Raw genomic sequence first — 24,439 nt, 5'->3', positions numbered from 1 at the left:
TAGGCGTGTATTGTGCAACGAAAAATAAACCCTCTCCTGCTGCTGTTTAGTCTAGTCGGTGGGGGAATCGGATTTACCATTGGGGAATTTTTGCTCCGCCAATGGGGGACAGGGCTTCCCGTCATCGTAGTTACAGGGATCTATTTCGGAATTTTGGCCTTGTGCATCGGATTGGCCTGCTTCATCGCAGAACTGATCTCCCCTCGTTTGAATGGGAGCTCATGGAGACAGCGATACACAGGCACATCGTGGAAGCTGCTGATTCCATCCACATTGGTGGCACTGTTCTTGCTTGGCATGCTGTTTGAGTGGGTGTACCAGTTGAACCCGGGCAGCGCCAAACCGGTGAAGGATATCGTGCTGGTCATTGACAATTCGGGCAGCATGAAAGACACGGACCCGAATCAGGACCGGTACACGGCAGCCAAAAATCTGATCAACCGCATGGATGCGGATAACCGTGTAGCCGTGATCATGTTTGATCATGCTACAACGTTGTTGCAGCCGTTCACACGTGTAAAGAACCAAGAAATCAAGGATGAGATCACCGCAGAGATCGACAGTTTGGAAACGAATGATGGCGGCACGGACATCAGTCTCGCGCTGGAGGATACCATGACTCATATTCAAGAGAGCCATGATGCCCGCCGAAGCGCCATGGTCATTATGCTGTCGGACGGCTTTAGCGAAACCGATCATGCGCGTGTGCTTGCGGACTACAAGCAGCAGCAAATCGCGGTGAATACGATTGGCCTCAGCCTTATCTACAAGGATGGCGCCCAGCTGCTTCAGACGATTGCCGCCGAAACGGGCGGGCAATATTACGACGTGCAGAATGCGGCAGATTTGTCTTTTGTCTTCCAGAAAATCTATGACGACGTCGGGGATCGTACCCTGTTGACGAAACGCACGGGCGTTATGGAAGATAGCGTTTATTATCAGATGGTAAGAATCGCTGCGATGCTGCTCATTGGCGCTGCCATGGGCCTGGCCCTCGGCATTGTGTTTGATAACCGCCATCTTGCGCTTAGCTTCAGCATCGGAGGCGCGGTATCCGGCGTGCTCGCGGGCGTTGTACTGGAATATGGCCTATCCGGGGGAGAAGTCAAGGATGCCTTCGTTCGTCTGCTGGCCTGCTTCATCCTCGCAGGGGTCATCGCCTTGTTCACGTTGGTGATTCCGGTTAAGGAGAACAGCAAGATCATTCGTAACGAGCAGCGGCCAGGCCGAACGGGACGAGGACAACGGCCGAATGATTCAACAAGCCGAGGATTTTAAAGCAGGGGGCGTTCGATATGCGTTTTAAAAATGCGGAGCCCGGAGAATGGGTCATTCAGGGATTAAGCTATCAATTAGACGAGAACTATTGTACGCTCCGATGGAGCTGGCCGCCAGGTCTTCAAGCGGTATATATTCACCGTGCGATGGATGATGGATTTGGTCCGCCGGCTGGAGAGTTGGAGCCTGGCAGCCTGCGCCTGTATACCCGAGACGAGTACAAGGCGAACAATGGGTATCGGGACCGAGTGGACGGGATTGGTCAGATCACGTATACGGTGTACGCCATGTCTCCCGAAGACGGAGAGATAGCCTTAATCAGGCAGCCGGATGAAGCGAACAGCATTCAGTTCAGCACTGGCAAAGCCATGCTGGCATACTCCATCCGTGAAAAAAGTCGCTGGCTGCAGCCCTATAAGACGATTGAAATTCAGGTGACGGCGGAAGTGCCAGTACCCAAGGATGTTTTATGTTACGTGAAGAAGCAGGGGGCTTATCCGGTCAACAAGGAAGACGGCATCTTGTACCCTTTCGTTACGGATTTTGCAGCGGGACGCAACGAATTGCCTGCGATTGAGGTGGGCAAGAACGATTATATTCGCCTGTTTTTTACGGATGGTAAGAAGTATGGACAACGGTATGAGCTCGTTTATAGATAGAGAGATAGAACATACAGTAACCACGATGAAGGCGTCAGTGTGTAATTCATAGGGTTCAGAGGGAGGTACAAAGGATGGGCATTTTTGATATATTCAAGAAAAAACCGGAGCCGGAGCCAAAGCCGCTGTTCTATGATATTGTGTGCCCTTACTGTTTCAGTAAGTTTGCTCCGAAGGAGGTTGTCTTCCGGGCTGCCCACGATCGAGAAGATGACGAGGACTATGCGCTTGGGGAAGATGATGAGCTGAATCGGTACCGGGAACGCTTTGGGCTGGATTCCGTTTATGATATTGAAGCGATTATCAGGCCGAGCGACATACCGGAGGAGCATCACATTTATTCCGATCACGTGTTGGTTGGATTGAACGACCGCTACGGTGTCGTAACGCGCAGACGGTTATGCCCGAAATGCCATAATGAGCTTCCGGTGACTGCAGGAAAGGTGCCGAGCAATATTATCTCGATTATCGGTGCTTCCCAAGTAGGCAAGTCGGTCTATATGACTTCGCTTATTCATACGCTGCAGCATACGACGGCGGATCATTTCGATGCGGCCTGCATGCCGCTGAATGCCGAGATTAGCCGCAAGTTCCGTACGGGCTATGAGGAGCCGTTATTCGAGCGCGGAGATTTGCTCGCGTCCACGCAGAAGGAGAAGATGCAGGAGCCTTTCATTTTCCAATTCGTGTTCAAGGATGAGTCCAAGCCGCCGTTAACCCTCGTATTTTTTGACGTAGCGGGTGAGGGCATGGTGGACGAGGATTACTTGGGACTTCACGGACAGCATATCAAGAATTCCGCGGGTATTCTGTTTATGGTGGATCCGCTCCAAATCCGCTCCATTCGGGAGAAAATTCGCCTGAAATTCGGTGACCAGCCTGGTGAATGGGTGTCCCAGTATGATGAGCCGCGGGATGTCGTGCTGACGATGTTCGGCGATTTCATCGCTTATGAGGACAAGGGCAAGACGGATATTCCGACAGCCGTCGTCTTAACCAAGAGCGACATGCTTCATGCGCTTAAGGATGAGGATGGCGAATACGTGAAGCTGAACAGTAACATCTTTAACAATGTGGTGCACCGCAAGTTTATGAATTTGACCGAATTTGAAAATATTGACGGCGAGATCCGCCGTTTTATCGAGAAGGTCGACCGTCCGTTCAAGGGAACGATGGATGTGTACTTTTCCAATACAGCGTATTTTGCCGTGTCGGCTCTAGGCAGCAACCCTGTCGATCAGAAGCTGCAAAGCGTTGTCAGCCCGATTCGGGTCGATGAGCCGTTCATCTGGCTTCTGTACAAGCTGAAGTATATTCAGGGGAGGGAAGACTAGTGCCGGATTTCCCATCCCGAACCATACAGCAGCAAATGTACACGCGGGAGCGCCGGGGCATATTCCGTTCAGCCGAAGGCTTTGATACGGTGGCTCGTTCGTCCGGATTGGAGGCTTCCTTTATCAAAAAGGTGCTGCATCCCTTTTGCCAATACGAAGCTCCTGCCGAGCTGACGGCACGCAGCGAGAGGGAAGCGGCGGCTTATCCGGCAGCCCTTCATCTGTTCCATACAGAAACAGGGGAAACGGTGCTGGGGCGAAGCGTGTTTCAGCCTGCGGACTTTACGGGACTTCGAAGTGCCTTTTTTACGCACCATTATGTCATTCCCGACGGTTTTCTTGACGATGAGCATTCCGCTTATCAGACTTGGCTTCAGGCCTCGTTTGCCGATCATTACGATATCGATGAAGGCGTAGATCTGCCGCAGCTTCCTGCCGTTCCAGTTCAGACGGATTCTCAAGCCGCCATCTCATCCAAGGAGACGCCAGCCTTATTGCAGGAGCTTGGGATCGACGAGAAGATATTCAAGCAGCTGCTCTACGCATGCATATTCGCGGCTGCCGGGAAGAAAAAGGTATATATCGTTCTGGATGTCCCGGTGGAACAGTTGTCCGCGAAGGCGGAGCAACTGCTCTTTGTGTTGTTTGGCCGATTGCCCTATGCGCTGCGCCGGATCCTTGGGTTCGTAACCTATGCCAAGGAGCCACAGAGCAAGAAGGGACTTCACCTCATGTTCGTGGAGAAGGGCAGTCTACGCCTAGGCGACCGCAGCATTGAGAAGGACTATTTGTTTGAGCTCGCTGCCGGCAGGGTCATCAATGTTGATCTGAAATGGTCCGAGCAGCCTTATCTTGATTTTGCATGGGAGACGCTATTGGACCCCGATCGCTCCGAGCGCTTTTTTGCCTTCGCCGAGCAGATGCTTACGGATATGGAGCCGGGTCTTGGGATCTTGCCGGATAGCTACGACGATTTATGTGTGCTGTTCCAGATTGAAGAAGGCCAAGAGGGCTTGTACCATGAGCATAAACATGCCGTGCTGCGTGCTTTGCTGCTTTATTTGAAGCCGGCAGGCGCCCTGGATTCTAAGGGACGGCTGGATCAGCTGTTCCACGCCCTGTTTGCCCAGGAATTTGAGCTTGTCAAAGGCGGACAGGTTCCGGATGCAGCGATTGCCGGATTCGTTAAGGATTATCACGGCATCAATCCCCGGCAGCATCAGGATCTGATTGTGGAATATTTTATCCGCTCATTAAATAACGCCTTATCGAAGCAGCGCCAAGACGTGACCGAGGCAATTTACGACTTGCTGGAGGGCAGCCCGGCCCTAAGCCGAGCCTTCTATGCCAGGGTGTTGACCAGTCCGGGTCTGCCGGCGTTGATGTTCGATCCATACATGAAAACGCGCATGCAGCAAGCGGCGTCGCCTACGGATTTGGTAGATCTGATCGGCTTGTGGGTTCGGAATCACCCTCTCCTGCTGGAACAGGAGAATTATATCAGGCTAGCGGAAGCCCAGCTTGTCGATAAGCTTAAGCAGGATCCGGATCCGGTGAGAGCGGTCAACGCCGTGCTGGATCAATTGGATTCGCTGGAGCATCATCCTCAGAAGGGAGTGGGGCGTTACCAAGGCGGAACTGCATTTGCAGACCGCTTGATTTATGCGGCAAACCTCTTTCTTTTGCGTGAGTTGGAGCCCGAGCAATTAAGCCAGAAACAGCTGCTGGATATCGGGTTTCTGCAAATGCCGAAGGAGTTCAAGGGGTGGGTAGAGCGTTTTGACTCCCGGATTCGGTCCAAGGCCGAAGTCATGCTCGCCCTTTACCAGTGGTCCAGCCGTGAAGAGGTTCGAGCGGAGGTGCTGGCAGATCTGTCAGCCGAGGAGCGGGAACGAACCCAGCAAATCATGCGAAAGTGGCTGCAGAACCATGTGGTGCCATCCAGATTTGATAGCATTACCTTGGCCTTCTGTACGGAGATTCGTTCCAGTGCCGTAGACTACCGGGGCTTGCTTGATTATTTGCACAGATACGGCCAGAGTCCAGAAGTGGTATACCAGTATATTAAGTGGTCTGCCGAGCAGCCGGTATTCGTTAGACCGCGGGGACTTGTTCCGGCTTATGCCGCCGCTATCGTTCATTATTTCAAATCCTATGACCGTGAAGCCTTCAAGAATAAGGATTATGCGAAAACGTATTTCAATTCACCTGCGCCCATCCTCAAACCGGTGTATACGAAGGTCAGGGCCGAATTGGCTTCACCGTTGGTGCGATGGTTTCGACAGCATTCGCGGTTCGTAAAAATCACTTCTTCCTTGCTTGTGGTAATCGTTATTGCTGGTGCTGCCTTCATGATGATTCAAAACGGCAAAGGACCTGCGGACGGTAATGCTGATCCGAATCCGGTCGTCACGCCCCCGGTTACCGCACCTCCGGCTTCTTCCGATACCGTCCATGAAAAGCCGTTATTGACGGCGACGGTGGTGGAGGAAGGCGAGCAGGAGGGCAAGACCGAGCTGAGATTCCATTTTAAACAGCCGGCGGCTTGCCGGGATTTCAGTGTGGATAAGCTACAGGTTGTAGGCAAAGACGCAAGCACGCTGTTTGAGGCCGCTAGCCCTGAATTATCGCGGGCGTGCACCGATGACACAACGGGCGAAGCGGATACCGATGCATCAGGAACAGAGACGGAATCAACCGAGAATCAAGAAGAGTCGAATACGGGGACAGAAGGGGAAGGCACGTCTGATACGGTCAAAGACGAAGACGCTCCGTCTTCTGAAGGTGCTGGTAACACTCAGGGAAACCAGACTTATGCGAGTCAGGTCGTCGTGAAGTTGGATCAGCCACTTGACGTGTCCCTTGTCGAGAAGGTTGTTGTAGATGGCGTCTCTTATGAGCTGTCCGACGAAAGCGCGCTTTCGGAAGAGCAAGAGCAGACTCCGGAGAACGAGACGGATGAGGGAGTTTGAACAATAGAACGAGCAGACGAATGATCGTCTGCTCGTTCTTTTTCGCGCCTCTTTTGCACGACCTCCTATTTATGCTGGCTACAGATTTGTTCTTCTCTTTCGAGGTTTTGTGCGGTTGCATAGGTGTGGCCCCATTCACACATTGTATTTAATACAGGGACGAAGGATTGGCCCAGCTCCGTTAAACTGTATTCTACCTTAGGCGGTACTTCTTTAAATACTTCTCTTCGGACAAGCTCATCTTTTTCCAGCTGCTTTAATTGATCGGTTAAGACTTTCTGCGTTATGGTCGGCATGAGCAGATAGAACTCCTTTGTTCTCCTTGGTTTTTGACTCAGGAAAAAGAGGATTAAACATTTCCACTTTCCTCCTACCGTATTCATAAAAATATTGATTCCCGTATTGGGATTGTTCATTATGTATTCCTCCTGAATAGGCACATAAAGGTGGCTAACCCACTTTATTGTGCGTTATTTTCTGTCAGTTTACGGTCCATTATAATCGGAATATGGAGTAAATAAAACATTTGGAGTGAGCACAATGAGTGTGAGAGAGATATTAGAACAAAGACGTTCTGTCAGGCATTATGATCCCCATTATAAAGTGGAATCGGAAACGTTGGCGGCTTTGATTGAAGGAGCCAGTAAATCGCCCAACGGAAACAATATTCAAGCAACACGCTACCTGGTTATCGACGAACCGGATTTAAAGAACTTGTTACTCCCCATCGCCTTTCATCAGCAACAGGTAATAGAAGCATCCGTTCTAATCGTTGTATTAGGCGATTATCAAGCATTTGAAAAAGATAATATTATCAATATCCATGAAGAAGGATTCCAAAAGGGTTATTTTGACGCATCATTAAGAGACTACTTAGCCAATGCGGCAATCCAGTATTATCTAAATAAATCAAAAGAAGATTTAAAGCTCGAATTAGTAAGAGACGCAAGCCTGGCGTCTATGTCGTTAGTTTTACTGGCGAACGAGGCAGGTCTTCATACGATTACCATGTCCGGGTATGATTCCGACCAGTTAAAGTCGGCCTTACAGATTTCTGACAGGTATGAAGATGTGATGCTGATAGCCATTGGAAAAGGAATTAAACAAGGTCATAAAACCGTTAGACACGATGTGGACAAAGTCATTTATAAAAACAAAATATAATTCATGGAATGAAATATTAGTTTGCTTGTTTGTACATACAGGGAACAAAATGGATGAACATCCGTCGGATGACCATGCTGGTTGAAGACATCATCGGTACGGTAGAAGAGCGTGAGGAATACAAGCGTCTTCCCGCTGTGCAAGGATATTACGAATAAGGACCGACGATGTTAACACGGCTCTTGAGTTTAGCCGTAACGGGAATGAGTTCGAAGAAATTTCCTCGGAATTGTAGCCACCGCGAGCATTACTGAAACCAAGGGAGCCGATCACAATGACCGGCTCCCTTTTTTTGATTGAGTTTTTCATTAGCTTAACAGGTTTTCGATTTTGATCCTTTAACAGTAAGCTTCTATATAAACCTGCAGTTTGAGTCTAATGTTATTTTGAAGAAGAATGGTTACCTCCAAAATGTAATCTTGTCAGAACCTAATCGAACGGACTCATGCCCATCCTCTTTGGCTTTTCCTAATGAAATGATCATAACTGGAGCATAGCGTTCTTCATCTAAATCGAATGCTTTTGCTAACTGATCAGCTTCAAAGCCTGCCATTGGATTCGTATCGTACCCATGTGCACGAGCTACTAACATGAACTGCATGGCAAAGAGGCTGCTATCGACTTTTGCAATTTCAACTTTCATTTCTTTGGATAGTGTCGGAAACATGGATAGAATGGTTTCGAGTTGACGATCTCGTACTTCAGCTGGCATTTTTCCTTGTTCCACGGCTGTATTGTAAATTTCTTCTGCATATAAATAGCTCTGGGTGTCACCAAAAATTAATAACATGGCTGATGACGTATCATTTTGTAATGTATTGAAACGCACAAGAGGTCTTAGTTTTTCTTTTCCTTCGGGAGTATCAACCACAATTACACGCCAAGGCTGCATATTGGCAGAGGATGGAGCCAAACTGGCTTCCGAAATCATTTCACTTAGCTCTTCTTTTGATATTTTAATGTTCTCATCATAATTACGAACAGAACGTCGGCCCATAACAATATTGGCGAAATCGTTATTTTGAATATGGTTAAACATAGAACCTCTCCTCTTGATAACGTTAGATTTTTTTGACATTGTGTATGTCGTTCGTTATCATATTCGCATTATGAACTATAAACCTAGGTTTATAGCAACAATGAATAAAGAGGTCATATGATGAAAATAAATGATGTTTCAAAATTAACGGGTCTGCCCATATCAACATTAAGATTCTATGAACGTAAAAACCTAATTCCGGACAGTTATGTTAAAAGAGATGCCAATAATTATCGTATTTATTCTGAAGAGGTTGTTGAGTTTCTAGAAGACGTGAAGGCACTTTTATCAGTAGACTTTTCTATAGAAGAATTAAGTTTGCTAGTAAATCAACAACTTAACTTATCATACGAGGCAAAGACGAAAATGGTTGAACAAAAAATCAAAGAAATTGAAGATATCCAGAAGCGGTTGAAAAAGTCGAAGAAATTCTTGAATGCCGTCTTGGAAGGAAAGGCAAATTTTCAAACAAAGTGTTAAGGACTTTTAATAGGGGTGAAACGATGTCATATCAAAAGGCACTTGAGGCATACATAGAAGCTACGAATACGCATGATTTTGACAATGTAGCCCGGCTGCTCGACGGAGAAGCGGTCTATTGGTTTTCGGACCGGAGCTGTCATACGTTGGATGAGATTCGGGCATATTTCGAACACGCTTGGAATGTTATTCGGGACGAGGTATACCGGGCGGAAGATGTAGAGTGGATAGCGAGTGATGCCCATTCGGCGGTGTGTATCTACACCTACCACTTCGAGGGTTACCACCAGGGGACATTTATGTCCGGAAGCGGGAGAGCTACGAATGTGTTCATTCGCGATGCCGATGGCATATGGAAATTAAAGCACGAGCATTTAAGTTCGATTCAATGAATCGGTTTATATAAACCATAAATAAAAGAAAAAGGGCTCTTGAAGGGCTCTTTTCCCATCCTATTAAAAACGGGGAGCGGTTTGGTCTATGAATGACCGCCACGCCCCGTTCTTTTTTATGTTGAATTTATTAACAGAATATAAAATTACAAGAATTTATCCCATGTTTATGGAAATGTATCCCTTCTCAATCGATAGTGTAGGTTCCATGATACAAATATATGAATATTTATTGAACAACTATGAATTCAAGAAAGGAGGCTGTAGGAGAGCGTACGGACAGTGATTCAATCATGAGCAGAGAGAGGGGGGACTGAAGTCTACATAGTTGAGCTGGAAAAATTAGTAACCGCTTTCAATACGAGTTGGATTTGAGCGATATGCGAAATTAGGCAAGTCATCAAAGAAACACCCGATGACACCGAGGGACAGACATTCATTGAAATGCTGTATCATTTGCAATCGAAATTTAATCAACAGAGGTGAAAACGGTGACACCCTTTATAACGAAAAAGCACCCGAAGTGGGTGATATGTTTTTTGGCCCTTATTCTTATATTCACACCACTGCTTAATGCGCCTGCATCCTATGCAGCAGAAAGCGCTCCTCTTACAGACATTTCTACTGACATTTCCACAGTTAACTCCGGCCAAGAGCCCGCGACAGTAACGAACTCAACGTATAAAACCCAGACTAATGAAGCCCAGGATCCGTTGGCGCCGCAGAATCTTCGTATTGAAAGTGTCTCTCATAATATGGCGATATTTCAATGGGATTTCAAACCCGTCGAAGGTGAAAACAATATACAAGTGTGGGACGCGGATTCTGGCAAGTGGCTGGCATGGGGAAACTTCTGGACCCGTGCGGTGACCGGATTGACACCTGAAACGACCTACCGAATCTATATTACGTGGGACGGAGATGTGAAAAAAGAACACAAAAGCAATGTACTGGAATTCACCACAACCAAAGACGAAGCTGAATATAAAGATGCACCGTTAACTCCTCCAAGCCATCTTCAAATTGACGATGTAACGGAAGATACGGTTATGCTGAGTTGGGGTTCGAGTCCCGGAGCTGAAGCTTATGACATTTATATTAATGGAGCATGGAAAGGGGGCACATGGGAAAACTCCGTTACCACCGCTACCTATGGACCTTTGGAAGCAGGAGAGACTTATACTTTTAAAGTAGGTGCACAGAGAAGCGTAAATGGAGCTTTGGAAGCATCGGCCAATAGTAATGCCGTTACCCTTAAGTGGGGGGAACTGGCTCAACCTCAAGGGTTGCAGGTAGTCACGGCTACACGATCTACGGTTTCACTGGGCTGGGCACCGGTGCCCGGGGCCACAAGCTATGATATTTATCAGGATGGGGTAAAGGTTGGCTCGAGTAGCGGGAGCCGGTATGTAGCTGCTGGACTGGAAGAAGGAAAGACCTATTCGTATGAAGTCGTGGGCCATAACCGCCTATGGACTTCGCCAGAAAGCGAAGCAGTGTCGGTAGTGCCTGGCAGCAATTATAACAATATTACGTACTACACTTCTTGGTCAGCTAGTACCGAAGAACGTAATTTTCATCCTGGTGACGTAGATGTATCACAGATCACCCACATTAACTATGCCTTCGCCGATATATGCTGGAAAAAATACGGGAGCGGGCCGAGAGCCTGCGAAGATCCTAATATTCCTGCACAGGATCGATACGTCCATGACGGAGAAATTGTAATTGGAGATCCGACATTTGATTTTCAGAATTTCGCAGCTTTCGAATCCATCAAGGCATCGAACCCTCATTTGAAACTTATAGTTTCAGTAGGCGGCTGGTCATGGTCTGATAATTTTTCTAACGTAGCCATGACGGAAGAAACTCGCCGTACTTTTGCTAATTCTGCTGTGAAGTTCCTACGAGATTATAAGTTTGATGGTCTGGATGTTGACTGGGAATATCCTGTTGAAGAAGGGGAAGAGTCGAACTCCAGAGCGCCGGAGGATAAAGAAAACTTCACATTGTTAATGAAAACCGTTCGCGAGGCATTGGATGCTGCAGGGTCAGAAGATGGAAAATATTATCTGCTGACGATTGCTTCCGGTCAGGGAGATAATTTTACCGTTAACGCAGATTTCGCGAATTCTGTCCAGTATCTGGATTTCATTAATATTATGACTTATGACTATAGTGGCAAAGAAGACCCGTTTGGTCATCATAATTCACCATTGTTCTATGATAAAGCTCTTTCGAGGTCTTCTGCTCCAAGAAATCATGTGCTTGGCGGATTGTTAGGCCATCTGAATGGTGGAGTACCACAGCATAAATTGATTGTGGGAGTACCTTACTATGGCAAGGGCTGGGATGGCTGCGGGCCACTCGGTCAGTATCAGACTTGCAATAAGGGCGGGACTGATTTGAAGTCTTGGGAGCCTGCCATTTTCGATTTTAGCGATCTCGAGAATAACTACATCAACAAGAACGGCTATAAGAGATATTGGAACGAAGCCGCCAAGGTGCCTTACCTGTACAACGATCAAAATAAAGTATTTATCACCTATAACGATAAGAACACCATGAAGTACACCGCTTCTATCGTGAAATCGCTGGATATTGCAGGCGTCATGAGCTGGGATATCAGCGGCGACCGCAACAAAACGCTGACGACTCAACTCATTCACGACTTGCCGATCGATGGAAAAGTCAATGCTTCAGCACCTCAAGCTCCGGCGAATCTCTCAAAGGTAAGTGCCAGCGCAAGCTCCATTCAGGTGAAATGGGATGCTGTGTCAGGTGCAACGGGATACGAAGTATATGTAAATAATGCTTTGTCAGGCTCGGTTACAGAGAATGGTTATACCATTCATGGCCTTAATGCTTTAACGAACTACAAGATTCATGTGCTTGCGGTAGATCGAACGGGAGATGAGATTAACCGTGTCTCCAGCGCTTCGAATCTGCTTAGCGTAACAACTTTAAGCAGCGGTTCCGGTGGATCTGACGGTTCCGGCGGATCAGGAGGATCGGGAGGCTCTGGTTCGCCAACGCCTTCGACACCACAACCGCCTAAAGCCAAAGATCAGCTAGGGGCAAACGTCACGCTTCATGGCGATAAGGCTGTGGTGACCATACCTACGGCTGCAGCTGTTAACAGCATTAACCTTTCGGATTCCTCCAACTTCCAGATTCATGCGGGTGCAGGTGCGAAGCAGGCTGAGGTTGAGATTCCGCAAGAAATTATCGCAGCCGTTGCGAAAAAAGGAGCCAAGGCCAGTCTCTCCATTATCGTGAACGGGACAGAATACCGGATTCCGGCTTCGCTGATTACGGTTCCCGGTCCTGTGAAAGTTTCGATTGTTTCTCCAGGGGCTGCCGATGCAGCAAATGTGGAGAAACTGATGAAGGGAAGAGAAGTACTAGCTACTCCGCTGTTGTTCAAGCTTGAGCAAATAAACGCGGATAAGACAACGACCGAACTGAAGCATTTCGGCAAAACCCATGTCAGCGGATTTATGACCGTCGATGCAAAAAAGATAAATGTAAAACGTGCTACCGGAGTGGTTTATATACCAGGTACCCAGGAGCTTCGATCCGTTCCAACCTTGTTTAAAGTTAACGCGGATGGTACGGTAACCGTTGAAATCAAGAAAACCGGCATCGGGATTTATGCTCTGGTTCAGCAAGATATCCGGTTTAATGACGCGATCCCTTCTTGGGCACGGGAAGACGTGGCGCAGGCCGCTGCCAAGCTGATCGTATCTGGAGAAAGTAACGGATCTTTCGGCGGTAATCAACAAATTACCCGTGCTGAAATTATATCCATTGTGGTGAAGGCGCTGGGTATTTTGCCTGACGACAGTTATGCCAACTTTAAGGATGTAGATCCGAAATCCCGGTATGCTAGAGAGATTGCAGCTGCGAAAGCGGCAGGGTTAGTGAAGGGACGCTCAGGCGATATCTTTGATCCAAACAGCTTGATTACGCGTGAGGAATTGGCCGTCATGCTGAGTAATGTGCTGGTTTATGCCGGTAAGAAGAACGAAGCCAACCAAGGATTGCTAAACAAATTTAAAGATCACGCCAAGGTTTCGTCCTATGCGAAGTCGTCCGTCGCCTTCGTTGTGGAGCAGAAGATTATGCAAGGCGTATCCGCCTCCAAGCTGGATCCGCAATCCCATGTAACCAAAGCTCAGACGGTGGTAACCGTCATGAGATTGCTGCGGGCAGTAGGTTTATCTAACTAACATGGATTCGTAATAAAGTGGGATGTCTCCCAGGCGAGTTTTAATACGGCCTGGAGGCATCCTTTTTTCGAATAAGAGTTATAAGCTATAGCCGACTGAATCGCTGCTGCGTTTTGTTTAGCATTTGGATCCCCAAAAGACAGGATCGAGAGGATTCTGAATAGGCTTCGCAAGCGGGATTCCCGTAGCTTGGATTGTATATAGCAAATGAAGAGAAATGTCGTGCTGCTGCTCATGCTAAGATGAATTTATCAAATCGAAGAGGTGATTCGGAATGGCTTTGAAAAGCGATAATATTTTTGTGAACCTGCCAGTGAAGGACTTGGAGAAAACGAAGGACTTTTTCTCAAAAATCGGTTTTGAATTTAACGCGCAATTTACGGACAAAAACGCGGCTTGCCTGGTCATCGGCGATAACATCTTTGCCATGCTGCTCACCGAGGATTATTTCAAGACGTTCACCAAGAAAGATCTGTCGGATGCCGCGAACACAACGGAAGTGATTTTGGCACTATCCGCCGAAAGCCGGGAGCAGGTGGACGAAATCGTTAATGCCGCGCTTTCCGCAGGAGGGTCGCCTTCCAATGATCCGGTGGATCATGGCTTTATGTACGGGTGGAGCTTCCAGGATCCGGATGGCCATCTGTGGGAAGTCATGTACATGGATCAGAGCCAGGTTGAATAGAAGCATTGAAGCAAGCAGTTGCAGGATTACAACATGAAGAAGCATACGCCTAATAAAATGAAGCGGCAGAGGTCTTCTCCCAGGGTTATGGGGGAAATCTGTCGCTTTACTTTTATTTGGAAATCTATTATATTTGCATGTGCAAACAATAAATGGTGATCCAACAGGATGAACTCAGCGAAAGAGGTAGCCGTTATGTTAAATACGTATATCAAGGAATGCCTTTACTTCACGACCAATCGTCTTAGCCGGGTCATCACCAAGATGGCCGAAGATGAGTTTGCCGCAAGCGGATTGTCGCCCACCTATGCTTATTTGCTTATGGCTGTATATGAGAAGGAAGGAATCTCACAGAAGGAATTAGGCGAAATTCTTCATCTTCAGCCTTCTACCGTAACCCGACTGGTTGAGAAGCTGGCCGTTAAAGGGCTGGTTTATAATCGGGTGGAAGGAAGGATGTCATTGATCTATACAACCGATAAAGGGAAGGCTTTGGAGAAAGTGATTCACGAGTGCTGGATGAATTTGCGAAGTCGTTACGGCGCTATTTTAGGTCATGCCGAAGGTGATGAATTATCGCTGCGTCTAAACGAGGTGAGTGATCAGTTGGAAAATAAGGACTGAACGCAAAAAAAAGCCCTCCAAGTGAAACTTGAAGGTCCTTCTACCATTAATTGACTTGGACTTCGGTCGTTACCTGCCACAATACACCGAACTTGTCTTCCAGCAACCCGAATAGCGCTCCCCAGAATTGAGTCTTCAGCGGATCAAGCACCTTACCGCCCTCGGCCAAGCGGTCAAAAGCTTCATGTGCTTCAGCATCGCTTTCAAACGACAGGCTCAGATGAATTCCATTCCCGCGCTCCAGGGTTTGGAATATGGAGTCCGACATAAAGATTGGAATTCCTCCTGCTACCAGACTAAGATGCATGACTTTGTCTTTAAGCTCTTCCTTGGTTCCAGGAATTTCGCCATGGGTTTGCACGGACAAGATCTCCCCGCCTAATGCTTGGGTATAAAACTCAGCCTGCGCTTTTGCATCCTCAGAGAAAATATACGGTGTCAGTTTAGCCACGTTCAACATCCTTCCCCGTTTTAAAATGATGGATTCGTTTTCCTTGGCTTTAGTATAAACGGTCTGAGTCTCCCGCATTTCTTCTGGATTGCTAAATGTTGCGGCAGCGCTAAAGGCTTGTTTTACAGAATAGGCGACAGCAAGCGTGAGATGGATTCCTTAAACTTGATCCACCTTGATCGCTCCAGATACTGCTTCATCGTAAGCTGGCTGGATACCTGCAGATCCCGATGAAAGATGTGAGTCAATTGTTTTGATAAATCCTCATCGTACAGGAACGCATTCACTTCAAAATTCAGCTTGAAGCTTCGAACATCAATATTCGCCGTGCCGACGGAAGAAATCTTCTCGTCAATGATGATGGTCTTGGCATGAATGAAGCCATTATTGTAGAGATACACGTTAGCCCCGGTTCTTAGCATTTCCCCGATATAGGATAAGGTCGCCCAATAGACAAAGGGATGGTCCGGTTTATCGGGAATCATCAGGTTAACCTCAACGCCGGACAGCGCCGCAATGCGGAGTGCATCCAGAAGGCTGGCATCGGGGATAAAATACGGCGTCTGAATGTGAATCGATTTCTTGGCGGACGAAATCATTTTGATATAACCGTTCTTGATGTGTTCATATCTGGAATCCGGACCGCTGGTCACAATCTGAATCCCGACATTGCCAGGTGAATCGATCTTGGGAAACAGATTCGATTCATAGGAAATATCGTTATGGTGCGAGGCCTGATTCCAGTCGAGAATGAAACGAACCTGCATCGCATAAACAGCTTCACCTTGAATGCGCAGATGGGTGTCCCGCCAATAGCCGAACCTGGAGTTGAGACCCAGGTACTCATCCCCAACGTTAAAACCGCCGACATATCCGATGTCGCCATCAATGATAGCGAGCTTTCGGTGATTCCGGTAATTCAAGCGAAGATTAATGAAGCGTAGCTTGGACGGGAAGAAGGCCTCGGCTTCTCCGCCGGCTTCGCGAAATGTTTTGAAGAAGCCCTTGGTTAATTGACGCGAGCCCAGCTCGTCGTACAGAACCCGGACCTTCACGCCTTCTTTTGCTTTTTTGGTCAACAGGGACATCAGCTTCTTGCCCAGCTCGTCCCGACGGATAATGTAGTATTGAATATGTATGTAGACTTTGGCTTCCTCAATATCCTGAAACAACCGTTCAAATTTCTTGCGTCCATCCGTGAAAATTTCAACGTGGTTGTCGTCCGTAAGGATCGCCTGATTCTCATTGATATGCATATGGATTAAATCGCTGCTATCCGCCGCGGCTTGATTGCTGAACGGGTATTCCCCGTTATTCATCCCTTCCATTTGAGACAGCAATACCTTCTCGATGCCGGTTTTCTGCAGATCATCCCAATGAAAGAGACGGATTCTTCTTAAATTTTGGGCGAACAACAGGTACAGCGCAAAGCCCAGAATCGGGATGAAGGACAGCACCAACAGCCATGCCCAGGTGGAGCCGGCATCCCGCCGTTCCCTAAAAACCACGAACATGGAGAACACGATATTCAGTACGATGATCAGACCAAGAATGATGGATGTAACATGCATGTTCATAATATCCTCCTAAACTATATCCTTGCCCTTGCAATCCTTCATATTATACGTGAGGCGTTAGGAGAAGTATATATCCGCAGGATGAAGTGAACGGAATGGTTATAAAAGCGATGGCGCTACAATCCGACATCCTATACCAGTGCAGACGCAAGCGATTTGTATATGCACACATTGTCATGATACGATGGTGAAAAAAATAGGAGAAGGGGCATGCTTTTTGCTGAAAATGAACAAGTTTTTCAAATTATGTCTCGCCATGATTCTGGTCCTCATTATTATTTATTTGGGATCGCTGGTGGATTTTATATTCAGACCGATACTTTCGTTCTTCTCGATCATCCTCGTGCCGCTGATGCTGTCCGGATTCTTCTATTACCTGCTCAGGCCGCTGGTTGATCTCCTCGAAAAGCGCAAGCTAAATCGCTCGCTGGCCATCCTGCTCCTATATGTCGTGTTTGCAGGCATACTTACAGGTTTTATTATTGGGGTATGGCCATCCCTGCGGGATCAGATCATTGCTCTTGTGGAGAATGCGCCCGCATTATTTGCTGCCTTAGGTGAACAGCTGCAGGAGTGGGAAAATAACGGGCTCTTTAAGGAGATATTTCCGGAAGATTCTAATCCACTTACCCAATTAACCGATTATTTGAACCAAGGCTTCACGTTTTTGACGAATTATATTATGAACCTGTTTTCGTTTGTTTCGAATTTTGCCATCGTCTTATTTACGTTCCCGATCCTGCTGTACTACATGCTGAAGGAAGGCGGGAAGTTCGGGGAGATGATTGTCAGCTTTTTGCCTAACCGCTTCAAGGAAGTGGGAGCTTCGGTACTGGATGAAATCAACAATGCCCTCAAAGGGTTCATCGTTGGACGAGTGCTCGTCAATCTGGCGCTGGGTGTCTTGATGTACATCGGCTTCCTGATTATTGGTCTGCCTTATGCATTACTGCTTACGACCGTGGCGGTTATCGCGAATTTCATACCATTTATCGGAGCTATTCTATCCGCGATCCCGATCGTGATCATCGGCTTCATTCAATCCCCGGGGACGGCGATCTGGTCGCTTGTTGTCATCCTGGCAGCCCAGCAGATTCAGGATAATCTGATTGGTCCGTATATTTTTGGCAAGCAGCTGGCGATTCATCCCATTACGATCATTATTCTGGTTTTGGTTGGACAGGATCTCGGCGGAATTATAGGGGTTCTGCTGGTGGTACCGATTTACATGATCATTAAGATTATTGTAACAAGAGTGTATCAGCTGTTCTTTAAGGAAAAATGGCAAAAAGCATAGACGCGGGATAGACATGTGGACGCAGTTGTATACTGAAGCCGCCTAAGAGCGTGGAATCGTTCTTGGCGGCTTTTTGTCTGCCCGAGGTAGAAGGGATGCTTGACAATGAGAGAAAAAATATATAATCTTAAATTAAAGATATTAAATTTAAAGATTGTATATTCATCATACAGATACGAGCTGGAATCAGTTATGAAAACATTGGTTTGGACACAAAACGATGAGGAGGCGATGGATATGGCATTACAAACGGCAGGCATTCATCATATTACCGCTTATGCGCAGGACCCGCAGAAGAATGTTGATTTTTATACGGGTGTGCTGGGGCTCAGATTGGTGAAGAAGACGGTGAATTTCGATGCGCCTGAGGTGTACCATTTGTATTTTGGGGATGAAGAGGGACACCCGGGGACTATTATCACCTTCTTTCCGTCTCCTGCTTCGCGTAGAGGGAGACGTGGAGGAGGACAGGTTGGGTATACAACCTTTGTCGTCCCTACGGGTGCTCTGCCTTATTGGGAACAGCGTTTACGAAGCTTCGACGTCCCTGTCATGAGAGCATTCCGTTTTAACGAACATTATCTTCAGTTCTCCGATCGTGATGGGCTTTCTTTGGAGTTGGTCGAGCGGGAAGACGGACCGAAGAGCAGTTGGTCTGTGGACGATGTAACGCCGGACACAGCGATTAAGGGGTTTGGCGGTGCGGTCCTGTTCAGCAGCAAGTGGAAGGAAACGAAGATAGCGCTGGAGCAGGTAATGGGACTGACCTTCATGGGAGAGGACGTTAACTATGCGCGGTTTCAATCAGCAGGGCCCTTCGGCAACGTGATTGATTTACCGATGCGGGATATCCCGTGGGGCACCGGAGGTGCCGGAACGACCCATCATATCGCATGGCGGGCTCAAAATGAAGGTGAGCATGTTACATGGCAAGAGTGGGTGAAACAACATGGCTTTTTGCCAACGGATATTAAGAACCGCAACTATTTCAAATCGTTATATTTCAGGGAACGAGGGGGGATCTTGTTTGAGATTGCAACCGATCTGCCCGGATTTACGGTGGATGAAGACCTGGACTCACTGGGGGAACAATTGAAGCTTCCTGCCTGGTTTGAACCGGAGCGAGCCCGTATTGAGGAAGGTCTGGAGCCTATTCAAGTCAAAATACAAGAGAGGGGTAACTGAAGTGATATCCATTGACCCGAATACCCAAAGCGAACGGGACACCTACAAGCTGCTGATCGGGAGCGTTGTTCCGCGGCCAATCGCTTTTGTTACGACATTATCGGAGGACGGTGTGCTGAATGCGGCGCCATTTAGTTATTTCTCCATTCTCTCCAGCAATCCGCCCTTGCTGTCCGTTTCCGTTCAGCGAAAGAACGGTACGGCTAAGGATACAGCGAGAAATGCCATGCATAGCGGCGAGCTTGTCATCCACATCGTGGACGAAGACAACGTAGAAGCCGTGAACGAAACGGCGGCGAACCTGCCCCCGCATGAGAGTGAACTTGTCCGAGCCCATTTAACCCCGGTCGTTAGCGAGGTCGTTAAAGTTCCCGGCGTTCTGGAGAGCAAGATTCGCATGGAATGCGTGCTGGAGCAGGTCGTCACTTTGAATGGAGCGGATCAGCTACCTGGTGCCGATCTGCTGATTGCCCGCGTAGTCCGCTTCCATGTTGCGGAGGAGCTTTACGAGCAAGGCCGGATTGACGCTGCCAAGTTGAAGCCTGTGAGCCGTATGGCGGGCAATATCTATGCTTCACTGGGAGAGATGTTTACGATCGAGCGGCCTGTATAACAACGGACGGGCTGGATAAGGTTAGGATGCAGCGAATATTAAGTTGTGAATATCCATATGCCGTTATTCGATAGTATGTAATGAAAGAAACAGGGGCTTGTGGAATATCATGCCTGGAATATGTTAACTCTACATGAATGTGGAGACGATATGATGAATTCACAATATAGGAGTGGTTGACAAATGAAATTTGAATCCAAGGTTGTCATTGTGACGGGAGGCGCCAGCGGGATCGGCGAAGCAGCAGTAAGGCTATTTGTAGAAGAGGGAGCCAAGGTTGTTATTGCGGATTATTCGGACCGGGGACAGGCTGTTTCGGATGAATTAAGAGGCGCAGGTTTTGAAACGCTGTTCGTTAAGACGGATGTAACCCAAGAACAGGAAGTTGCGAATATGGTGAAGCAGACGGTTGAGCATTTTGGCCGTGTCGATGTATTGTTCGCCAATGCAGGCATTGCTCATGATGCCCCTGCGGATCAGTTGTCGATGGACAACTGGCAAAAGACGATTGATATTAATCTTACAGGGGTGTTCCTGTGTGATAAATATGTAATCCTACAGATGTTATCCCAAGGAACCGGAGGGGCGATCGTAAACTGCGGCTCGATCCATAGTCATGTCGGAAAAGCGGGTGTTACCGCCTATGCTTCCGCTAAGGGAGGCGTTAAGCTGTTAACCCAGTCGATGGGCGCGGACTATGCTCCAAAAGGGATCCGGGTCAATGCCGTATGTCCGGGATATATCGATACCCCGCTTATTAAGGGAAGAACGGAAGCAATCACCGAGCACCTGGTCGGCCTTCATCCGATGGGCCGCTTGGGACAGCCGGAAGAAGTAGCAAAAGCCGTGTTGTTCCTTGCCAGTGAAGATGCGTCCTTCATTACAGGCACAAGCTTGCTGGTGGATGGCGGATATACGGCCGTATAATCGAAGCAAAGCCCCGATATAAAAATAAAAATCGGGGCTTTTTTTTGCAGAAGGAAAACGAAACTTATATAATGCTGACGCCAGCGCTGCCGTAACCTGCGACTGCAGTGACTAGAGTTGTGCCAGCAGCGGTTGCCGAGAATACCATTAACAAGCGGGTATTGGCTGCCACAGGAATGGCCAGGCCCTCTACAAAGCCATTGCTTACCGTTCCGAGGGTTATGACGCCTGTGAGTGGCGGAGCCAGTGTAACAAGAGCGCCTGGGATCGGTGCGAAAATATTGCTTGTAGCCGGTGCACTGTACAGTTGTGCTGTGATCGTAACCGTCGTTCCCACCAGGGTAAGCGCCAACGTATTGCTGAAGGTAGCGGACAGTGCGGTGATGGTGCCGGCTCGAGGCGTGTTGAATGCAAAATCAAGCGCAGTACCTGCTGCTCCTGTAAGGTCGATCGTTCCGCCAGCGAGGGTAACGGTAGGGCCGGAAATACCAAAGCCGACCAGACCGATTGTACCTGCTACTCCGCCCAAAACAGTCGTCAGAGCAAGCGGTGTACCGGATGCGAATGGGATGATGGCTCCTCCGGCAGCTGCTCCTGTAGCTCCTGTAGCTCCTGTAGCTCCAGTAGCCCCAGTAGCTCCAGTAGCCCCAACGGCTCCAGCAGGCCCAGCCGGTCCGACGGCTCCAGCAGGCCCAGCCGGTCCGACGGCTCCAGCAGGCCCAGCCGGTCCGACGGCTCCAGCAGGTCCGACAGGCCCGACAGGTCCAGCAGGTCCAGCCGGTCCAGTGGGTCCTGCAGGTCCTGCAGTACCGGTGGTCGGTCCGGCAGGTCCGGCGGGTCCAATCGGTCCGATAGGACCTTGAGGCCCGACAGGTCCACGGATAGCTCTTGGGCATCGACGCTTTTTAACAACACAGGCATGACCTTCATGATCTTTATGGTGACCATGCCCATGCTTTTTCTTCGCATGAATGACTTTTTTCTCTATCTTTTTGAGAGCACACAATATTTCTTTTTTTTAGAAGAACCTTCCAAATAGGGCGCCTCCTTTAGATTTGCTTTATACTACGCAAATGCTCTCGGTACGGCATGGGTTAATAGCATATAAATGATAGATAAACACCTATAATTCCCAGAATGTACGCTAGCCCTGAAGGCATTCATCTATTGACAAATAGCAAAAATATAGGATGAATTTCGAATTTTCTACGATATTCATAGGCTTATTACGGAGCGTTTCAAAAAAAAAAAATTAGGCCCTAAATCTAAAGGGGGAAGCTTCCACAATCCGGATTTAATTCATGGCATAAACTATCCAACCCATGAACGAGTAAGGGAGGCATGTCAAACGCCTGCTATATAGCGAAAAATAAACCTGGAATAAAGTCCCTGCATGGTAGGGGAACAGGCTTGAATGAGGCATTTTTCTAGCTTGCATACACCCTGGAAGAATGGCATTTCTGCGTCTGAATTTCCAGAAAAAGCGGTTAAAAGGGTTTGACTTTTCCTAAACTTCCCTTTATCATGGACACACGCTTAGTTTCCGGCATACATTTTCCGGAAAGCGGGGGAACCAGTTTCACCAGGGGCGAGTCACTTGGAATCATGAGTGTAGGGTACCATCTTACCCGAGTCCGTCAGCTAACCTCGTCAGCAGTGGATGGGTCTTGCATACATAATGGATGTTCATAACAAAGGCCCTTGATTCTCTTAGGGGCCTTTTCTCTATTTTTTGACCCCCTGCTGGCGGAGCTATGTCTAAATCCCCTGTTTGGTGGTCTTTTTGTATTCTGCTAAAGAGGAGGGGCAAGGCCTGCAAATGTTTAACCAATTGAATCGGTCAGATCGCATTGGGTTTAAGCGTGCAAGGAGATGGATGAATCATCTTCCCTGAAGCCCCGACTCGTGCAAGGTGTCTGAGTGTCCTTATATCCAAGTTAACATATGTGTTAACAAGGATAATTTCATTATGCCATTTTGTAAGAATTGCAAAGACATTACGAAAGGTTGTGGAAGGTTTTGAAGAGAGTGGTTGTACTGATATTGTCAGTGATTATGGTGGTATCGCTTGCGGCTTGCGGCGACAAAGGGAGTACGTTGGATCGCGCCATGGAGCAGGGGTATATCACCGTAGGTTTTGCGAATGAGAAGCCTTATGCCTATAAAGAGGCCAACGGGGAGCTGACGGGAGAAGCCGTTGAGATTGCCCGGGTTATTCTGGAGCGGCTTGGCATCAAGGAAATGAGGGGAGAGCTTACGGAATTCGGTTCACTGGTTGCCGGACTGCAGGCCGAGCGGTTTGATCTAATCACCGCAGGCATGTTCATTAATCCGGACCGCTGCTCTGCCGTATTGTTTGCTAATCCGGAGTACAGCATCGGGGAGGCCATTGCGGTAAAGCAAGGGAATCCGACGGGACTCGGAAGTTATGAGGATATTGCTAATCATGACAAGGCTAAGGTCGCCGTCATGACAGGCGCGGTTGAAATCGGCTATATGGAGAAGTCCGGTATTCCTTCGGACCGGATCATACAGGTCCCCGACCAGGCCTCGGCTATTAGCGCCCTTCAGGCAGACCGGGTACAGGCGATCACCATGACGGGACCCTCCCTGCAGGCGATGCTGGATTCGGCTAGTGATGACAATATCGAACGTGTAGCTGATTTCGTGCAGCCGGTCATCGATGGAGAAAGCGTTCGAGGTTACGGTGCTACGGCTTTCCGCAAAGCGGATACCGAGTTCCAGGAGGCTTATAATGCGGAGCTGCAAAAAATGAAGGAGTCGGGCGAGCTGCTGGACATTCTGCAGAAGTTCGGATTCACAGAAGAAGAGCTTCCGGGTGAAATGACGGCTGCTGCGCTTTGCGGGGAATAGCATGCCGAATTCGTGGATTGATTTTCTCCCTACGCTGCTAAAAGGGGCGGAGATCACGATTGTGGTTGCTTTCTTCTCGGCTATCCTTGCGGTCTTGATGTCCTTTGCAGCCGGGTTATGCCGACTGTCGAAGCTGTGGATCATTCGCACATTGACAGCTGTGTACGTGGAAGTCTTTCGGGGGACCTCCTTGCTGGTGCAGCTGTTCTGGCTATATTTCGCCCTTCCGTTCATCGGCATCGAGCTTCCGAAAATGTTGGCGGCCATCCTCGCGATCGGGCTAAACTTCGGCGCATACGGCTCGGAGATCGTCCGAAGCGCTGTGCTGGCCGTTCCGAAAGGACAGTGGGAAGCCGCTTTAGCGCTTAATCTGAAGCCTTGGCAAAGGCTGTGGAATGTGATATTGCCTCAAGCTTCCTTGCGAATGCTTCCCCCTTTCGGGAATCAGCTTGTGGAACTCATCAAATCCACCTCACTGGTTTATTTCATCACGATGGCGGATTTAACGTATCAGGCGATGGTGCTCCGCAACAATTACATCTCCTGGACGACCGAGATTCTGGTACTGCTGCTCCTCATGTATTCTGTCATTGCTACGCTCGTATCGCTGGCAGTTCGACTGCTGGAGCGTAAATGGACAGCGGGGAGGTTATAGT

General features: G+C 48.2%; 21 protein-coding genes and 1 riboswitch. Of the genes, 16 read left to right on the top strand and 5 right to left on the bottom strand.

The genetic code is table 11. From position 1 onward, the window contains the following. Window positions 1-12 precede the first annotated feature (12 nt). The 4 genes from ABEW73_RS27560 to ABEW73_RS27545 all read left to right on the top strand — a co-directional run bounded on the left by ABEW73_RS27560 (window position 13) and on the right by ABEW73_RS27545 (window position 6,243). Window positions 13-1,278 carry a vWA domain-containing protein gene (locus tag ABEW73_RS27560; RefSeq protein ID WP_430173418.1) on the top strand — a complete coding sequence of 422 codons (1,266 nt, stop codon included), beginning with the start codon at window positions 13-15 and terminating at the stop codon, window positions 1,276-1,278. Window positions 1,279-1,295: 17 nt separating this feature from the next. Continuing rightward, window positions 1,296-1,937 carry a beta-mannanase gene (locus ABEW73_RS27555; protein WP_430173416.1) on the top strand — a complete coding sequence of 214 codons (642 nt, stop codon included), beginning with the start codon at window positions 1,296-1,298 and terminating at the stop codon, window positions 1,935-1,937. 74 nt (window positions 1,938-2,011) lie between these two features. Then, window positions 2,012-3,271, top strand: coding sequence for a hypothetical protein (locus tag ABEW73_RS27550; RefSeq protein WP_076325289.1), 1,260 nt, complete (start codon window positions 2,012-2,014; stop codon window positions 3,269-3,271). Further along, entirely contained in the window at window positions 3,271-6,243 is a 2,973-nt protein-coding gene (locus ABEW73_RS27545; protein ID WP_430173415.1) for a hypothetical protein, read from the top strand. The genes ABEW73_RS27550 and ABEW73_RS27545 overlap by 1 nt, the downstream gene beginning before the upstream one ends. 65 nt (window positions 6,244-6,308) lie before the next feature. Here ABEW73_RS27545 and ABEW73_RS27540 read toward each other — a convergent pair whose 3' ends face one another. Continuing rightward, the gene (locus tag ABEW73_RS27540; RefSeq protein WP_430173413.1) at window positions 6,309-6,659 is read right to left on the bottom strand and encodes a winged helix-turn-helix transcriptional regulator; all 351 of its coding nucleotides are present in this window, start codon (window positions 6,657-6,659) and stop codon (window positions 6,309-6,311) included. Window positions 6,660-6,783: 124 nt separating this feature from the next. Between ABEW73_RS27540 and ABEW73_RS27535 the strand changes: the two genes are divergently transcribed. Continuing rightward, window positions 6,784-7,407 carry a nitroreductase family protein gene (locus ABEW73_RS27535; RefSeq protein ID WP_430173411.1) on the top strand — a complete coding sequence of 208 codons (624 nt, stop codon included), beginning with the start codon at window positions 6,784-6,786 and terminating at the stop codon, window positions 7,405-7,407. A gap of 400 nt (window positions 7,408-7,807) precedes the next feature. Here ABEW73_RS27535 and ABEW73_RS27530 read toward each other — a convergent pair whose 3' ends face one another. Further along, window positions 7,808-8,446 (bottom strand): nitroreductase family protein, encoded by a 639-nt coding sequence (locus ABEW73_RS27530; RefSeq protein WP_430173409.1) that lies wholly within the window; start codon window positions 8,444-8,446, stop codon window positions 7,808-7,810. Window positions 8,447-8,566: 120 nt separating this feature from the next. Here ABEW73_RS27530 and ABEW73_RS27525 point away from each other — a divergent pair, with 120 nt between their 5' ends. From ABEW73_RS27525 to ABEW73_RS27505, 5 genes are all read left to right on the top strand, one after another. Next, on the top strand, window positions 8,567-8,926 hold the full coding sequence (locus ABEW73_RS27525) for a MerR family transcriptional regulator (protein ID WP_430173407.1): 360 nt from the start codon (window positions 8,567-8,569) through the stop codon (window positions 8,924-8,926). Between the two features lie 23 nt (window positions 8,927-8,949). Beyond that, entirely contained in the window at window positions 8,950-9,318 is a 369-nt protein-coding gene (locus ABEW73_RS27520; RefSeq protein ID WP_430173406.1) for a YybH family protein, read from the top strand. Window positions 9,319-10,073: 755 nt separating this feature from the next. Continuing rightward, window positions 10,074-13,550: a glycosyl hydrolase family 18 protein gene (locus ABEW73_RS27515; RefSeq protein ID WP_430173404.1), complete on the top strand. Its 3,477-nt coding sequence runs from the start codon at window positions 10,074-10,076 to the stop codon at window positions 13,548-13,550. A 274-nt stretch (window positions 13,551-13,824) separates the two neighbouring features. Further along, window positions 13,825-14,235: a VOC family protein gene (locus tag ABEW73_RS27510; protein ID WP_430173403.1), complete on the top strand. Its 411-nt coding sequence runs from the start codon at window positions 13,825-13,827 to the stop codon at window positions 14,233-14,235. Between the two features lie 195 nt (window positions 14,236-14,430). Continuing rightward, window positions 14,431-14,859 carry a MarR family winged helix-turn-helix transcriptional regulator gene (locus tag ABEW73_RS27505; RefSeq protein WP_430173401.1) on the top strand — a complete coding sequence of 143 codons (429 nt, stop codon included), beginning with the start codon at window positions 14,431-14,433 and terminating at the stop codon, window positions 14,857-14,859. Between the two features lie 46 nt (window positions 14,860-14,905). Here the strand turns inward: ABEW73_RS27505 and ABEW73_RS27500 are convergent, their stop codons facing one another. Together ABEW73_RS27500 and cls are read right to left on the bottom strand one after the other, a co-directional pair. After that, on the bottom strand, window positions 14,906-15,310 hold the full coding sequence (locus tag ABEW73_RS27500; protein WP_076325301.1) for a VOC family protein: 405 nt from the start codon (window positions 15,308-15,310) through the stop codon (window positions 14,906-14,908). 122 nt (window positions 15,311-15,432) lie between these two features. Next, a complete protein-coding gene (cls, locus tag ABEW73_RS27495; RefSeq protein ID WP_430173435.1) occupies window positions 15,433-16,881 on the bottom strand; it encodes a cardiolipin synthase in 1,449 nt (482 codons plus the stop codon). 223 nt (window positions 16,882-17,104) lie between these two features. Between cls and ABEW73_RS27490 the strand changes: the two genes are divergently transcribed. The 4 genes from ABEW73_RS27490 to ABEW73_RS27475 all read left to right on the top strand — a co-directional run bounded on the left by ABEW73_RS27490 (window position 17,105) and on the right by ABEW73_RS27475 (window position 20,909). Continuing rightward, a complete protein-coding gene (locus tag ABEW73_RS27490; protein WP_430173399.1) occupies window positions 17,105-18,184 on the top strand; it encodes an AI-2E family transporter in 1,080 nt (359 codons plus the stop codon). A gap of 237 nt (window positions 18,185-18,421) precedes the next feature. Then, complete coding sequence (locus tag ABEW73_RS27485) at window positions 18,422-19,369, top strand: ring-cleaving dioxygenase (RefSeq protein WP_430173397.1); 948 nt, start codon at window positions 18,422-18,424, stop codon at window positions 19,367-19,369. A gap of 1 nt (window position 19,370) precedes the next feature. Beyond that, the gene (locus tag ABEW73_RS27480) at window positions 19,371-19,982 is read left to right on the top strand and encodes a flavin reductase family protein (RefSeq protein ID WP_430173395.1); all 612 of its coding nucleotides are present in this window, start codon (window positions 19,371-19,373) and stop codon (window positions 19,980-19,982) included. A gap of 183 nt (window positions 19,983-20,165) precedes the next feature. Then, window positions 20,166-20,909 carry an SDR family NAD(P)-dependent oxidoreductase gene (locus ABEW73_RS27475; protein WP_430173393.1) on the top strand — a complete coding sequence of 248 codons (744 nt, stop codon included), beginning with the start codon at window positions 20,166-20,168 and terminating at the stop codon, window positions 20,907-20,909. Between the two features lie 64 nt (window positions 20,910-20,973). On the opposite strand, the gene ABEW73_RS27470 is transcribed toward ABEW73_RS27475, so the two are convergent. Continuing rightward, window positions 20,974-21,915, bottom strand: a complete 942-nt coding sequence (locus ABEW73_RS27470) for an exosporium glycoprotein BclB-related protein (RefSeq protein ID WP_430206406.1) — start codon at window positions 21,913-21,915, stop codon at window positions 20,974-20,976. Window positions 21,916-22,432: 517 nt separating this feature from the next. Then, window positions 22,433-22,578: riboswitch (cyclic di-AMP (ydaO/yuaA leader) on the top strand. Window positions 22,579-22,928: 350 nt separating this feature from the next. Between ABEW73_RS27470 and ehuB the strand changes: the two genes are divergently transcribed. Continuing rightward, window positions 22,929-23,783, top strand: a complete 855-nt coding sequence (gene ehuB, locus ABEW73_RS27465; RefSeq protein WP_430173832.1) for an ectoine/hydroxyectoine ABC transporter substrate-binding protein EhuB — start codon at window positions 22,929-22,931, stop codon at window positions 23,781-23,783. Between the two features lies 1 nt (window position 23,784). Further along, on the top strand, window positions 23,785-24,438 hold the full coding sequence (gene ehuC, locus ABEW73_RS27460) for an ectoine/hydroxyectoine ABC transporter permease subunit EhuC (RefSeq protein ID WP_430173831.1): 654 nt from the start codon (window positions 23,785-23,787) through the stop codon (window positions 24,436-24,438). The last annotated feature ends 1 nt before the right edge of the window (window position 24,439 follow it).

The sequence above is a fragment of the Paenibacillus lautus genome (assembly GCF_050482385.1).
GTDB lineage: Bacteria > Bacillota > Bacilli > Paenibacillales > Paenibacillaceae > Paenibacillus_AQ > Paenibacillus_AQ lautus_B.
Note: the sequence above shows the minus strand (reverse complement) of the source record. Positions and strands in the feature narration are given on the sequence as shown.

Excerpts from the sequence above, each read along its gene's own strand:
- ABEW73_RS27510 (WP_430173403.1), top strand. The coding sequence starts at position 13,825 with ATGGCTTTGAAAAGCGATAATATTTTTGTGAACCTGCCAGTGAAGGAC.
- ABEW73_RS27535 (WP_430173411.1), top strand. The coding sequence starts at position 6,784 with ATGAGTGTGAGAGAGATATTAGAACAAAGACGTTCTGTCAGGCATTAT.
- ABEW73_RS27520 (WP_430173406.1), top strand. The coding sequence starts at position 8,950 with ATGTCATATCAAAAGGCACTTGAGGCATACATAGAAGCTACGAATACG.
- ABEW73_RS27515 (WP_430173404.1), top strand. The coding sequence starts at position 10,074 with ATGGCGATATTTCAATGGGATTTCAAACCCGTCGAAGGTGAAAACAAT.
- cls (WP_430173435.1), bottom strand. The coding sequence starts at position 16,881 with ATGCATGTTACATCCATCATTCTTGGTCTGATCATCGTACTGAATATC.
- ABEW73_RS27555 (WP_430173416.1), top strand. The coding sequence starts at position 1,296 with ATGCGTTTTAAAAATGCGGAGCCCGGAGAATGGGTCATTCAGGGATTA.
- ABEW73_RS27525 (WP_430173407.1), top strand. The coding sequence starts at position 8,567 with ATGAAAATAAATGATGTTTCAAAATTAACGGGTCTGCCCATATCAACA.
- ABEW73_RS27550 (WP_076325289.1), top strand. The coding sequence starts at position 2,012 with ATGGGCATTTTTGATATATTCAAGAAAAAACCGGAGCCGGAGCCAAAG.
- ABEW73_RS27530 (WP_430173409.1), bottom strand. The coding sequence starts at position 8,446 with ATGTTTAACCATATTCAAAATAACGATTTCGCCAATATTGTTATGGGC.
- ABEW73_RS27540 (WP_430173413.1), bottom strand. The coding sequence starts at position 6,659 with ATGAACAATCCCAATACGGGAATCAATATTTTTATGAATACGGTAGGA.
- ABEW73_RS27475 (WP_430173393.1), top strand. The coding sequence starts at position 20,166 with ATGAAATTTGAATCCAAGGTTGTCATTGTGACGGGAGGCGCCAGCGGG.
- ABEW73_RS27485 (WP_430173397.1), top strand. The coding sequence starts at position 18,422 with ATGGCATTACAAACGGCAGGCATTCATCATATTACCGCTTATGCGCAG.
- ABEW73_RS27505 (WP_430173401.1), top strand. The coding sequence starts at position 14,431 with ATGTTAAATACGTATATCAAGGAATGCCTTTACTTCACGACCAATCGT.
- ehuC (WP_430173831.1), top strand. The coding sequence starts at position 23,785 with ATGCCGAATTCGTGGATTGATTTTCTCCCTACGCTGCTAAAAGGGGCG.